This is a genomic window from Rahnella bonaserana, assembly GCF_019049675.1.
Lineage (GTDB): Bacteria > Pseudomonadota > Gammaproteobacteria > Enterobacterales > Enterobacteriaceae > Rahnella > Rahnella bonaserana.
Genome location: NZ_JAFMOW010000065.1, coordinates 308,054 through 320,518, shown reverse-complemented (window position 1 = coordinate 320,518; position 12,465 = coordinate 308,054). Strand labels below are relative to the sequence as shown.

At 50.3% G+C, this 12,465-nt stretch carries 12 protein-coding genes and 1 other RNA gene; 6 read left to right on the top strand and 7 right to left on the bottom strand.

Annotation, left to right across the window (positions count from 1 at the left end):
* Window position 1: 1 nt before the first annotated feature.
* From J1778_RS17255 to amtB, 3 genes are all read left to right on the top strand, one after another.
* Window positions 2-1,801 (top strand): SmdB family multidrug efflux ABC transporter permease/ATP-binding protein, encoded by a 1,800-nt coding sequence (locus J1778_RS17255; protein ID WP_217174203.1) that lies wholly within the window; start codon window positions 2-4, stop codon window positions 1,799-1,801.
* A gap of 341 nt (window positions 1,802-2,142) precedes the next feature.
* Window positions 2,143-2,481 carry a P-II family nitrogen regulator gene (gene glnK, locus J1778_RS17250; protein ID WP_009639071.1) on the top strand — a complete coding sequence of 113 codons (339 nt, stop codon included), beginning with the start codon at window positions 2,143-2,145 and terminating at the stop codon, window positions 2,479-2,481.
* 85 nt (window positions 2,482-2,566) lie between these two features.
* Window positions 2,567-3,856 carry an ammonium transporter AmtB gene (amtB, locus tag J1778_RS17245; protein WP_095924964.1) on the top strand — a complete coding sequence of 430 codons (1,290 nt, stop codon included), beginning with the start codon at window positions 2,567-2,569 and terminating at the stop codon, window positions 3,854-3,856.
* A gap of 162 nt (window positions 3,857-4,018) precedes the next feature.
* Here amtB and tesB read toward each other — a convergent pair whose 3' ends face one another.
* Window positions 4,019-4,885: an acyl-CoA thioesterase II gene (tesB, locus tag J1778_RS17240; protein ID WP_217174202.1), complete on the bottom strand. Its 867-nt coding sequence runs from the start codon at window positions 4,883-4,885 to the stop codon at window positions 4,019-4,021.
* Between the two features lie 269 nt (window positions 4,886-5,154).
* Here tesB and J1778_RS17235 point away from each other — a divergent pair, with 269 nt between their 5' ends.
* Window positions 5,155-5,733 (top strand): YbaY family lipoprotein, encoded by a 579-nt coding sequence (locus tag J1778_RS17235; RefSeq protein ID WP_217174201.1) that lies wholly within the window; start codon window positions 5,155-5,157, stop codon window positions 5,731-5,733.
* A gap of 71 nt (window positions 5,734-5,804) precedes the next feature.
* Here the strand turns inward: J1778_RS17235 and J1778_RS17230 are convergent, their stop codons facing one another.
* Window positions 5,805-6,113 (bottom strand): MGMT family protein, encoded by a 309-nt coding sequence (locus J1778_RS17230; RefSeq protein ID WP_217174200.1) that lies wholly within the window; start codon window positions 6,111-6,113, stop codon window positions 5,805-5,807.
* A 199-nt stretch (window positions 6,114-6,312) separates the two neighbouring features.
* On the opposite strand from J1778_RS17230, the gene ffs reads away from it, so the two are divergent.
* Window positions 6,313-6,409: signal recognition particle sRNA small type (gene ffs / locus J1778_RS17225), an RNA gene on the top strand.
* A gap of 140 nt (window positions 6,410-6,549) precedes the next feature.
* Here ffs and J1778_RS17220 read toward each other — a convergent pair.
* Entirely contained in the window at window positions 6,550-7,899 is a 1,350-nt protein-coding gene (locus tag J1778_RS17220) for an NCS2 family permease (RefSeq protein ID WP_217174199.1), read from the bottom strand.
* A gap of 75 nt (window positions 7,900-7,974) precedes the next feature.
* The gene (locus tag J1778_RS17215; protein WP_217174198.1) at window positions 7,975-9,762 is read right to left on the bottom strand and encodes an adenine deaminase; all 1,788 of its coding nucleotides are present in this window, start codon (window positions 9,760-9,762) and stop codon (window positions 7,975-7,977) included.
* Window positions 9,763-9,898: 136 nt separating this feature from the next.
* Here J1778_RS17215 and J1778_RS17210 point away from each other — a divergent pair, with 136 nt between their 5' ends.
* Window positions 9,899-10,849 (top strand): LysR family transcriptional regulator, encoded by a 951-nt coding sequence (locus J1778_RS17210; protein ID WP_284006264.1) that lies wholly within the window; start codon window positions 9,899-9,901, stop codon window positions 10,847-10,849.
* Window positions 10,850-10,931: 82 nt separating this feature from the next.
* Here J1778_RS17210 and J1778_RS17205 read toward each other — a convergent pair whose 3' ends face one another.
* The 3 genes from J1778_RS17205 to J1778_RS17195 form a co-directional block, all read right to left on the bottom strand.
* Complete coding sequence (locus J1778_RS17205; RefSeq protein WP_013576617.1) at window positions 10,932-11,135, bottom strand: HHA domain-containing protein; 204 nt, start codon at window positions 11,133-11,135, stop codon at window positions 10,932-10,934.
* A 45-nt stretch (window positions 11,136-11,180) separates the two neighbouring features.
* On the bottom strand, window positions 11,181-11,549 hold the full coding sequence (tomB, locus tag J1778_RS17200) for an Hha toxicity modulator TomB (RefSeq protein ID WP_104923047.1): 369 nt from the start codon (window positions 11,547-11,549) through the stop codon (window positions 11,181-11,183).
* 222 nt (window positions 11,550-11,771) lie between these two features.
* Window positions 11,772-12,125: a hypothetical protein gene (locus tag J1778_RS17195; protein WP_217174196.1), complete on the bottom strand. Its 354-nt coding sequence runs from the start codon at window positions 12,123-12,125 to the stop codon at window positions 11,772-11,774.
* Between the last annotated feature and the right edge of the window lie 340 nt (window positions 12,126-12,465).

Genomic DNA, 12,465 nt, shown 5'->3' with positions numbered 1-12,465 from the left:
CATGGCGGAACAAAAAGTCAGTAAAATCCAGAAGCTTTGGCCTACGCTCAAACGTCTGCTGGGATATGGCAAACCCTACAGTAAGCCGCTGTCTTACGCTGTGCTGATGTTGTGGATTGCTGCCGCAGCGGAAGTTACCGGCCCGATTCTGATCAGCTTTTTTATCGACCATTATGTGGCTAAGGGTGAAATGCCCTGGGGGAAAGTCAGTTTACTGGCGCTGAGTTTCATCTTCCTGCAATTTCTGGCTGCAAGTCTGCATTATTTTCAGGCACTTTTGTTTAACCGTGCTGCCGTCGGCGTGGTTCAGCGTCTGCGCACCGACGTTATGGATGCGGCATTGCGTCAGCCTTTGAGCGCTTTTGATACTCAACCGGTCGGGCAGCTTATTTCCCGAGTTACCAATGATACCGAAGTGATCCGTGACCTTTATGTCACGGTGGTTTCGACGGTTCTGCGCAGCATTGCGCTGATTGGCGCCATGCTGGTGGCGATGTTCAGCCTTGACTGGCGACTTGCTTCAGTGGCTATCTGTATCTTCCCGGCCGTGTTTGTAGTGATGGGGCTATATCAGATTTACAGTACGCCGGTCGTTCGTAAGGTGCGTGCTTATCTGGCAGACATTAATGATGGCTTCAACGAAGTCATTAATGGCATGAACGTCATTCAGCAATTCCGTCAGCAAAAACGGTTTGGTGAACGCCTGTCCCGCGCCAGTCAGTCGCATTATATGGCCCGTATGCAGACGCTGCGGCTGGAAGGATTTTTGCTTCGTCCGTTACTCAGCTTATTTTCATCCCTGATTTTATGCGGCTTATTAATCCTGTTTGGTTTCAGTGCAGAAGGCTCGATAGGGGTAGGGGTGTTGTATGCCTTCATCAACTACCTCGGGCGTCTCAACGAACCTCTGATTGAGCTGACGTCGCAGCAATCCATTCTCCAGCAGGCTGTCGTCGCAGGTGAACGTATCTTTGATTTGATGGATCGCACTCAGCAGCAGTACGGGCCAGACGATAAGTTGCTTACCAGCGGCGAAATTGATATTCGTGACGTCAGTTTTGCCTACCGCCCGGAAAAATGGGTGCTGGAGAATATTTCCCTGCATGTCCCTTCGCGTGGGTTTGTGGCGCTGGTCGGGCATACGGGCAGCGGTAAAAGTACGCTGGCGAACCTTCTGATGGGCTATTACCCGCTCAACAAAGGTGAGATCCGCGTTGACGGGCGTAACCTTGCTGATCTTTCGCACTCCAGTCTGCGAAAGGGCATTGCGATGGTACAGCAGGATCCGGTGGTGCTGGCGGAATCAGTATTCTCTAACGTGACGTTAGGACGCGATATTGATGAAGCGCAGGTCTGGCACGCACTGGATGTTGTGCAGCTTTCTCCGCTGGTACGGGGAATGCCGGAAGGGTTGAATACGCGCCTGGGCGAACAGGGTAATAATCTCTCTGTTGGACAGAAGCAATTGCTGGCGATGGCGCGCGTTTTGGTGCAGGCACCGGAAATTCTGATCCTTGACGAGGCAACGGCCAATATCGATTCAGGAACCGAGCAGGCAATTCAGCGTGCTTTACGTGCCATTCGTCAGCAAACAACTCTGGTAGTTATCGCACACCGTCTGTCGACGATTGTGGATGCAGACAATATTTTGGTACTGCATCGCGGGCAAGCCGTCGAGCAGGGCAACCACTTACAGCTGCTGGCACAAAAAGGCCGGTATTATCAGATGTATCAGTTGCAACTTGCCGGGCAAGAACTGGCGTCGGCTGAGCAGGGAATTCCTTCTACAGAAAACGCATAAACTGTCAGCTGGCGTAACGAGTGCGCTACGCCAGCATCCTCTCCTGAACGTCCTATCCTCCCGCTATCCTGCTCTGCGCACCGTATTCATGCAGGCAAAATGTCCTCAGTTAAAGCATTGCACTATAAAGCAGCGATGAGCACTTTATTGGTGCGTGCGTTGCTGTGAGCGGTATTGCGAAACAACTGTGCGTGCGGTCACGATTATTCTGAAAATGCCGGTTTGCGCGGGAATTGCAGGAATATTTCAACAGTTTCAACTCTGGCACACCCTTTGCTTTATCCCTTGCGTATCGGGCGCGAATCCTCTCGCGGTAAGCCCTTAATTCGAGGAGTGGCACAATGAAGCTGGTTACTGTGGTGATCAAACCTTTTAAGCTGGAAGACGTGCGTGAAGCGCTGTCTGCTGTTGGAATTCAGGGGCTGACCGTAACGGAAGTTAAAGGTTTTGGCCGTCAGAAAGGTCATGCCGAACTTTACCGTGGCGCGGAATACAGCGTGAACTTCCTTCCAAAAGTAAAAATCGACATTGCTATCGCTGACGATCAGCTTGATGAAGTGATCGACGTCATCAGCAAAGCGGCCTACACCGGCAAGATCGGTGACGGCAAAATTTTCGTTGCTGAATTGCAACGTGTTATCCGTATTCGTACTGGTGAAACCGACGAAGCAGCACTGTAATTTCCGGATTTTATCTCTCATGCCAGTCGGTTTGAGATAAATCAGATTAGAAAAAACAGTTTTGAGAAACAGGGGTGGGTTAATAATGAAAAAACTTTTATCCATGATGGGGCTGGGCGCAGTGGCATTACTGCCTTCGCTTGCCATGGCCGCAGCACCAGCAGCCGCCAACGGTGCTGATAACGCCTTTATGATGATTTGTACCGCGCTGGTGTTATTTATGACCGTACCGGGCGTTGCGTTGTTCTACGGCGGCTTACTGCGTTCTAAAAACGTTTTATCCATGCTGACTCAGGTTATTGTGACCTTCGCATTGGTCTGCGTTCTGTGGATCCTTTACGGTTACAGCCTGGCATTCAGCGAGGGTAATGCCTTCTTCGGTGGCTTCGGCAACGTAATGATGAAAGGCATTGGCCTGGATTCTGTGACCGGCACCTTCTCTCAGATGATCCACGTGGCATTCCAGTGCTCATTTGCCTGTATCACAGTGGCACTGATCGTCGGTGGCATCGCTGAACGTGTGCGTTTCTCTGCGGTGCTGATTTTCACCGTGATCTGGCTGACCTTCTCCTACATTCCAATGGCACACATGGTGTGGGCGGGCGGTTTCCTGGCGGCTGATGGCGCGCTGGACTTCGCCGGTGGTACGGTTGTTCACATCAACGCGGCTATTGCGGGTCTGGTGGGGGCATACCTGCTGGGTAAACGTGCTGGTTTCGGTAAAGAAGCGTTCAAACCACACAACCTGCCAATGGTATTCACTGGCGCTGCAATCCTGTACGTAGGCTGGTTCGGCTTTAACGCCGGCTCTGCAAGTGCAGCAAGTTCTATTGCCGCGCTGGCGTTCCTGAACACTGTGATTGCAACTGCTGGCGCAATCCTGTCCTGGACTCTGGTTGAGTGGATGGTTCGCGGCAAGCCTTCCCTGCTGGGCGCAAGCTCCGGTGCTATCGCGGGTCTGGTTGCTATCACTCCGGCATGTGGCACGGTCGGCGTGGGCGGTGCTTTAATCATCGGTCTGGTCGGCGGTGTGACTGGCCTGTGGGGTGTGGTTACCCTGAAGAAATGGCTGCGCGTTGATGATACCTGTGACGTGTTCGGTGTTCACGGTGTCTGCGGTATCGTAGGCTGCCTGCTGACCGGTGTATTCACTTCCAGCTCTCTGGGCGGTGTGGGTTACGCAGAAGGCGTGACCATGGGCCATCAGGTTTGGGTTCAGTTCTTCAGCGTTTGCGTCACGCTGGTGTGGTCCGGTGTTGTGGCCTTCATCGGTTACAAAGTGGCTGACATGATTGTAGGTCTGCGTGTTCCTGAAGAGCAGGAACGTGAAGGTCTGGATGTAAACAGCCACGGCGAAAACGCCTACAACCAGTAACCGGCCATTGATTCAACAGTAATACGATTTCAGAGAAAGTAGTGCGCTAACTCTCTAATCAGGCAGTACAAAACAATAAAATAATGATGATATGCAAAAGGGGCGATAATGATATCGCCCCTTTTTAATGCACAGTTTTTGCCAACCGTGATCGGATAATGTTTATTCAGGTGTCCGCTGGCGGATCACGCCTTCCTGTACCGTCGAGGCAACCAGCACGCCATCACGGGTATAAAATTGTCCGCGTACAAAACCACGAGCGCCCGAAGCCGATGTGCTTTCTACGGCATACAGCAGCCAGTCATCCATACGGAAAGGGCGGTGGAACCACATCGAATGATCGATGGTTGCGACCTGCATTCCCGGCTCAAGGAACCCGATACCATGAGGTTGCAGCGCAGTCGGCAGGAAATTGAAGTCCGAGGCATAACCCAGCAGATATTGATGGATGCGCAAATCGTCCGGCATCTCCCCGTTAGCTCTGAACCATACCGCGCGGTGTGGCTCTTCGACGCTGCCCTTTAGCGGGTTATGGAATTTCACCGGACGCATTTCAATCGGCTTGTGACCAATGAATTTTTCGCGGAATTTTTCAGGGATCAGGTGAGCCAGATTTTTAGCAATGTCAGATTCTGAAACCAGCGTTTCCGGTGCCGGGACATCAGGCATGGTGTTCTGATGTTCGAAGCCGTCTTCCTGGCTCTGGAAAGATGCAGTCATATAAAAAATAGGCTTGCCATGCTGAACAGCTTTTACGCGCCGTGCGCTAAAGCTGTTGCCGTCCCGCAGAATTTCCACGTCATAGATGATGGGTTTGCTGCTGTCACCGGGACGCAAAAAGTAGCTGTGAAAAGAGTGAATACCACGATCGACAGGCACTGTCTGTTTAGCCGCATATAACGCCTGACCGACTACCTGACCACCAAAGACCTGACGTAAGCCCAGATCTTCACTTTGACCACGAAACAATCCTTCTTCAATTTTTTCCAGATCTAACAGATCCAGCAGATTTTTTAATGCCTGACTCATAGTGGCCTCATGAAATTTACTGATGATAGTGACCTAAGTTACCCGGGATACTGCAGGCAGGAATGTTCTGAAATATGCCTTCACTGACAGGTCTAACCTGTTAATCATAGTGGATCTTTTGATGGCTCAGAAGTCTTGTTTTGCCATCAGGCGGCAAACCTTGGTTTTTTGTGCCATGATTAATGGGTAAGCTGGTTTAAGTCACTAAGTTCATCGTCGGCGTTTATAACAACTTGTCGACAATCGAATAATAAAAGGGAGAAGGAACAATGAAACTTTGGCAGATAGTAGGTGGAACCGCGCTGTCTCTGACTCTTGCCGGATGTGCGCATCATCAGGCTCCAGCGCAGCAACCTCCAGTGAATACCGCGGCCAGTCCGGCCACTGCACCTGCGATCACCGGCCCGAACGTATCGGGTAGCGTGTTCATAAATCAGCGTGTGGCCTTGCCACCAGATGCGGTCCTGACCGTAACCTTGTCTGATGCTTCAATTGCCGATACGCCATCGCGTGTGATCTCGCAGAAAGTCGCGAGAACCCAGGGCAAACAGTCTCCGTTTACCTTTATCCTGCCGTACAACCCGCAGGAAATTGCGCCTAATGCACGTGTACTGTTAAGTGCGGCGGTGACCATTAATGGTCAGGTGACATTTGTTACCGATAGCATTAAAGAAGTCATTAATAACGGTCAGGGCACACGTGCCGATCTGCAACTTGTTCCGGTCGTAGCCGTTCCTGTCGCGACCAAACCGAATGCTTTGGGGCCAATGACTAACCCGTCAAATCCGGGGCTGGGCACAGCACCGGCACCGGTCAGTGCAGTTCCGACCCAGTCTGCAACTTATTAATATTTAATGACGAGTGCATGACTAACAATGATTCAGGCACCGCTCCGGCGGTGCTTTTTTATGGGTGCCGGTTACCACTTCCAGCCGTATTTTTCTAAATCCACTTTGCCTTTCTTAAAGATAATCCCCTCGGCCAGAAGTGCCTGGCGCTGACGTTTGAAATCCTCGCCTTGCAGGGAAATTTCACCGTGGCGGTTAATCACCCGATGCCAGGGAAGTGAACTGCCTTCGGGTAACTTTTTGAGCACACCGCCCACCTGACGCGCAGCCCGCGGAGAACCAGCCAGTTGTGCGACGTTGCCATAAGTCGTGACCTGACCCGATGGAATGGCGGCGATAATCTGGAATACGCGCTGGCGAAAGTTATCGGGTTCTGACATGACATCCTCCTCAGTGTTTGGCGAACAGTATGACGCAAAAAATGTCCTTCTGTCCTTCTGTCCGTCCTGATTCAGGCGTATTGTTTAAGAAAACAACGGTTGTCGGCGGTTGACTTGCATTTGCCTCGGGCATCACTGATAATGCCCACCGCTTCGATTCTCTCAGGAGAAATGAAGCCGACAACGTCAATGGGGGCCCTGTTGGTTCTCCCGCAACGCTAACTTGTTAACTCGGTCAGGTCCGGAAGGAAGCAGCCATAGCAGGTGTCGTGTGTGCCGGGATGTAGCTGGCAGGGCCTCCACCATTTCAGGCCTTTCCGTTTCACCAATCCCCTTATAATTTTCCTGATTTATCGTTCTCTCTTAGTCAAACTGCGCCCATAAAAAAGGGCACGTTCTCCGCGCCCTTGGTTTACTGACTTTTTACCTGCTTCTTTTAGTGATGAACCAGCGTCGCAAAGTAATACACCAGAGGGATGGCGAGGATATACAGCCCTAAAGGCACTTCGCGCGCCTTCCCGGCCACCACTTTAATGATGATGTAAAACAGCAGGCCACCGGCAATCCCGGTACCGAAGCTGTTGGAAATCAGGGTAATCATCACCATCATCAGCACCGGCAACGCATCAGTGAAATTCGCCAAATCGACTTTGCGCAGATTGCTGAACATGTTCAGGCCAATCAGGATCAGCGCAGGTGCCGTCGCTTCTTTCGGGATCATCAGCGCAACCGGTGTGAACAGCAGCATCAGCAGGAACATCACGGCAGCAGACAGCGCCGTCAGGCCTGTTTTACCCCCAGCTTCCGCGGCGGCAGACGATTCAATCAGCGCGGTTGCGGCCGGGATCCCCACTATCGGGCCGAGTGCAGCGGCAACTGAGTCCACCATGAACGGGCGGTTGATGTGCTTCATGTTGCCGTGTTCATCAAGCAGTCCGGCTTCTCCGCCTACCGCCAGAGTCGTGCCCATCGTTGAGAAGAATTCTGATGCAAAGAAGATGAACAGGAATGGCAGGAAAGCGATATTAATTGCGCCGATCAAATCAACTTTGCCAAACAGCGGAGCCACCGAATGGGGAAGAGAAATCCATTGTTCAGGTAAATGTGTCACGCCAAATGGAATACCTGCCACAGTCGCCAGTAAAATAGCCCAGAGGATGGCTCCCGGTACTTTGCGCGCCTGTAATCCCACAGCAATCAGCAAACCGAGCAGCGCAATCAGGGCACCCGGCGCGGTAAAGTCCCCTAACGCCAGTGCATGTGTTTTGGCATTGGCCATCACCAGCCCGGCGTTACGAAAGCCGAGCAGAGCAACGAAAATACCAATCGATGCTGTCAGCCCGAGCTTGATGGACTGCGGAACAGAACGTGTGACGATTTCCCGCAGACCAAAAACGGTCATGACGAAGAATAAAATGCCCGACCAGCAGGCAATCCCTAATGCAATGGGCCAGGTGATGCCGTCGCCTGCCAGCGTGATGCCGACCAGCACGGAGCCGCCGATGCCAGGACCAACCATAAACGGCAGATTAGCGTAGAACGCCATTAACAGTGAGCCCAGCACAAACACCAGGATCACGCCGGTTGTCGCCGCGCCTTTATCCATTCCGCCCACCGCCAGCAAACCGGGGATCACTACCAGTAAATAAGCGGCGGCGAGGAATCCTGTGATCCCTGCCAGACATTCGGTTTTCACTCTGGTCTGGCGCTGGTGTAAATGAAAGCGTCGCTGCAACCAGCTTTCCTGCGTTGAGGCTGCTACGTTTTTCACAGAACTTTCAGACATGCTTGAATTCCCCTGGCAATAATTTTTATCATGTTGTTTTTGCTATCATTTTTCTCCGGCGTTGCGCCGGGTGCTTCAGATTTTATCCGGCCAGATTTCCAGAACCGGGTCGACAATTTCACGCAATCCGCCGTCAGTGAGGCCTAAATCAGTCAGATGCGGCCCGGCATTACACGCCAGACATGTACCTTCGATGGCTTTGAAAACGCGGTAAGGCGGTTCCCAGTCGGCTATCTGAGCGCTGAGCTCCCGCAGATTTTTAAATTGTTCCGCCAGTTGTTCCGCTGGCAATTCAGAGAGCATTCCGGCAATGGGCATATCCACTTTAGCCAGCAATGTGCCGTTCTGGCTGAGCGCCATTCCGCCGCCGCTGGAGATGAGCTGATTCGCCGCCACAACCATATCTGCGGGGGAACGTCCCAGTACCACCAGATTATGGGAATCGTGCGAGTAGGAAGTGGCAATCGCTCCGCGCAGTTCGCCCCAGCCTTCCAGTAATGCCATTTGTGGCGTGGCATCGTGACGCCCGTGGCGGTGCTGTACCCAAATCATGCTGAAGCCTTCCGGGAGTTGTACAACGCCGTCTTTGACTTCAACGGTCACTTCGCTCCATTGTGTAAAGCGTGCGCCTTTGATATTTCGCAGGCGTGCCTTGCCGTTTGTCAGTCCTGCAATTTTCAAGCAGAAGTCGTCCGCACTCAGGGCGCTGAGCCGCATAGTGTCACGAAGTGGTGTTACGCCGCTGGCAGCGGCCGGCGTGAAGAGAAGTTTGCCCTCTCTGGCCACACAGTTACCTGCCACGTAAACCGCGTGTGGATGCAGATTTTCCAGCGAATCAAACGCGATGATATCTGCCGTACGGCCTGCCGCAATCAGCCCTAAATCTGCACGTTGCATGCGAATGGCGGCATTAAATGTTGCCATGCGCAGTACATCTTCTGCACGTAGCCCGTATGAAATCAGCAACTTAATTAAGGCAATCAGCCCACCTTTTTCCAGCAGATGATCCGGCGGAACATCATCAGTACATAGCGTAATCTGTGAGGAAAGATGTGGCAGAGCCTGCAACGCGGCAGCGATATCCGGAAGAAGATAAGGATGAGAGCCGCGGATTTGCAGCGTCAGTCCGGCGCGAAGTTTTTCCAGTGCATCTTCCGCAGAAGTCAGCTCGTGATCGGAGGTGACGCCGGCTGCCAGATAGGCCTGCAGCTGTTCATCTTTCAACCCGCGCGCATGGCCTTCGATCAGTTTGCCGCTGTTTATACCGGCTTCGAGAATTTCCAGCATCCGCTCGCTGCCGTTAATCACGCCGTGCATATCCATGACTTCGGCAACGCCAGCGACTTCCGGCCAGCTCAGCATGGTTTGCATTTCCTGACCCATAAAGTCAGCGCCGGACATTTCTAAACCGGGGGTGGAAGGGACGCTGGAAGGAGCAGCGCAAATCACTCTCAGAGGTAAATTTCGGCTCGACTCAACGGCATATTTCACGCCGGCGACGCCCAGCACGTTTGCCAGCTCGTGCGGATCCCAGAACACAGTTGTCGTCCCCTGAGCGACGACAATTCCGGCGTATTTTTCCGGTGAAAGGTGAGAGCTTTCGATATGCACGTGGGTATCGATGAGTCCGGGTGAGAGATAGTGACCCGTCAAGTCATCAACATTTTCAGTCTGAGAGAATTTTCCGCGGGGATGGACGCTGGCAATCATGTTGCCGGTGATCCCGATATCGGCTTCGCGAATTTCCCCTGTCACCATATCGATAACGTTTGCGTTGATAAGCAGGCGATCAAAAGGGATTTTCCCTAACGCAGCCTGAACCGCACGCTGGCGCAGGGGTAACGGAGCTATGTTTTCAGTCATGTCAGTATCCGGATTTGCAGAGTGATTGGGCTAATGTAGGGAGAGGGAATGCCTTTGCACAGATGAATTATTTTATCCGTTTATAAGATGCGGTTATGCTGAGCAAACGTTTTCTATTTTTTCGGGATCCCTGATCATCATGTCTGAACCCTGGCGCCGGTTGCCTGCACTCTCCCTGAAGCAAATTCAATACTTTGTGACGCTGGCACAGTTACGCAGTTTCACCGAAACGGCTAACCGTCTGGCCATCAGTCAGCCGGCTTTAAGCAGTGCACTGCGGCAAATTGAATTAGTGCTAGGGGGAAAATTACTAAACCGCACCGCTCAGGGGGTAAGCCTGACCGAACAGGGCGAAGCGGTTTTACCCTATGCAGAACGGTTGCTGAATACAGCGCATAGTGCTTTCGATGATATGCACCAAATTATGCGGCAGGGCGGCGATGGTACTTTACGTATCGGATTAGTTCCTTCAGTCAGTACTTTGTTATTCCCCGTCGTTCCGCAGTTATTATCGGAATATTTCCCTGATATGCGTGTGGAATTTCATGACCTGACAAACGATGCATTATTAGTGGAACTGGAGAATGGTTCTGTGGATTTTGGTATCGGTGCGACTGACAGCACGGTGCCGGATTCTGTCGCAATATATCCGCTGCTTGAAGACCCTTTCGTGGCGGTGATCCGGCGGGATGATCCATTATCTGAAGGGCATAATATTCCCTGGAAACAACTGGCTAAAAGAGATATTGCTTTGTTTTCAAAAGGAAATGTCAGCAGGCTGGTGAGTGCAATGATAGAAAGCCACAGGCTGAATCTGCGGGTAAGTTATCGCGTGGATTTTCAGGAGACGTTATATGGTTTAGTGCGTTCGCGTCTGGCTCTGGCGATATTGCCAGAATTATATACAGCAACGCTTAATGATGATGAATTAAGGGTGATTCATCTGCAGCAACCTACATTAAGCCGTACAGTCGCAATGATGCGTAAGCCAGCGCCGCTGCGCTCGCCCAAAACAGAGCAATGTTTCCAGTTTCTTTTACAAACATTTCACCGGCAGATCAAAGAGAAAGCAGAAAGAAATATCTGAAGAAATAGTTAAAAATCGCTTATGTTATTTTGTATGAAATATGAGCGTCAGGCCGAAAGGTATTTCGACCTGACTCAGTCTGTCAGCGTACAAATTTCCAAACTGATACCGGGATTTTATCGTACAGCTTGTTCATCGTTAGCTCCGCTAAACGATGATCAGCCGCCGAGTAAAACAATTCCAGCTCGTCGTCGGAAAGTTCGTACTTATTCTTTTCAATGACACGTTCAAGTGTATCAATAGTGGTGCATTTTCTTAAACGCATCAAATAGTCGATTTTGTTCATCTTAGCCTTTTCATTTTTATCTGATGACTGCATATAAATTATTACTCAAGTCTTCATTAGGGTACAGATGTAGTCCCCTGAGAACATTCTGAATAATCGCTTCTTGGTCTTTTGCCATTGGCGTAAATCAGAATCGTTAATTCCATAATTGCTGAACAGGGTGTAGGTATCATCCAGATACTCTTCAACCAGATCACTTAAATGGGTATCGTCCGGATACTTAATTTTAAAGCTCATCACAAAGGATGCAATGTGCTCAATCAGTTCGTTGAGTTGCAGGTTAACAGCAGAAGTAGGGTCGTTGACCCAACCGTGGTGACTGTCACCCAGTGTCGCGATGCCTTCATCATACAACATTTCATTCAGGTAGCGTAACTGAGCGATATCATGCCGCTTAGGCGAGTACTCATCCATATCATCCCCTCCGTAATGGTTTATTCGGTGTTGATAACACTCTGTGAGTAAACAACAAAACTTGATGGCTTACAGAAAACGGCTCTCACTACAAACGCTATGAACTGATTTATACACCAAAGACAATCACAGTCTTTGAGATGAACTTTCCCGGACTTATTACATACATGTAATTTAAATATAATTCATTTTTAGAAAGCTGCGCAAACGTATTACTCAAACTTACAATTCTTCCGCCGCTAAACCTTTGAACAAATCAATAATATCAAACTCCAGACCTTCCGGCTTTACCTGGAATGTGACACTTTGCGTCGTGAACTCTTGTGCATTAATGTCCAGACAACCGTTGAAAATCGTCCATCTGAACTGGAAGTTCATCGAATAACAATGTCCACCTGTTTCATCGATTGACATGATTTGCAAAGAATTTGGTTCGTAACGTGCATTTTCTGAGAAATAAGTTAAATCACCAATTAATGGTTCTTCAATTTCAGATAAATAACGCTCAATAATCTGCAGCAAATCTGAAGGAGTCAGATTCTCCCCGTTAATAGGGTAGGGGATAAATTTTTTCACCGGTTTTCGCCTTAGAACTCCATACCTTTCTATTATTGCATACTTTTAACAGGATGTGTTTTGAGCAGAGAAAAAAATTTCCAGTGCGAAAAAACATAACTTTCTGATTGTATTGAGAATTCGTTTATATTCATCAATTTTTACCCTTTTCTGACAATTTTGCCAGGCCCGGATGTGCGCATTTATTGTTCCGTAAAGGTCTGCGGTAAAAAATCGAAACAGTTCACGTATTGATACACACCCCGACATGTGATGTTATATTGTAACGAATGGGGGTTCTATGACGAAAACACTCTTTACACTATCTTCGCCAGCACGCTGTCTCGCCGTGCTGGTTGCG

Coding starts and splice junctions, on each gene's coding strand:
- J1778_RS17205 (WP_013576617.1), bottom strand. CDS start 11,135: ATGAACAAAATCGACTATTTGATGCGTTTAAGAAAATGCACCACTATT.
- J1778_RS17235 (WP_217174201.1), top strand. CDS start 5,155: ATGAAACTTTGGCAGATAGTAGGTGGAACCGCGCTGTCTCTGACTCTT.
- tesB (WP_217174202.1), bottom strand. CDS start 4,885: ATGAGTCAGGCATTAAAAAATCTGCTGGATCTGTTAGATCTGGAAAAA.
- J1778_RS17230 (WP_217174200.1), bottom strand. CDS start 6,113: ATGTCAGAACCCGATAACTTTCGCCAGCGCGTATTCCAGATTATCGCC.
- J1778_RS17255 (WP_217174203.1), top strand. CDS start 2: ATGGCGGAACAAAAAGTCAGTAAAATCCAGAAGCTTTGGCCTACGCTC.
- tomB (WP_104923047.1), bottom strand. CDS start 11,549: ATGGATGAGTACTCGCCTAAGCGGCATGATATCGCTCAGTTACGCTAC.
- J1778_RS17220 (WP_217174199.1), bottom strand. CDS start 7,899: ATGTCTGAAAGTTCTGTGAAAAACGTAGCAGCCTCAACGCAGGAAAGC.
- J1778_RS17215 (WP_217174198.1), bottom strand. CDS start 9,762: ATGACTGAAAACATAGCTCCGTTACCCCTGCGCCAGCGTGCGGTTCAG.
- glnK (WP_009639071.1), top strand. CDS start 2,143: ATGAAGCTGGTTACTGTGGTGATCAAACCTTTTAAGCTGGAAGACGTG.
- amtB (WP_095924964.1), top strand. CDS start 2,567: ATGAAAAAACTTTTATCCATGATGGGGCTGGGCGCAGTGGCATTACTG.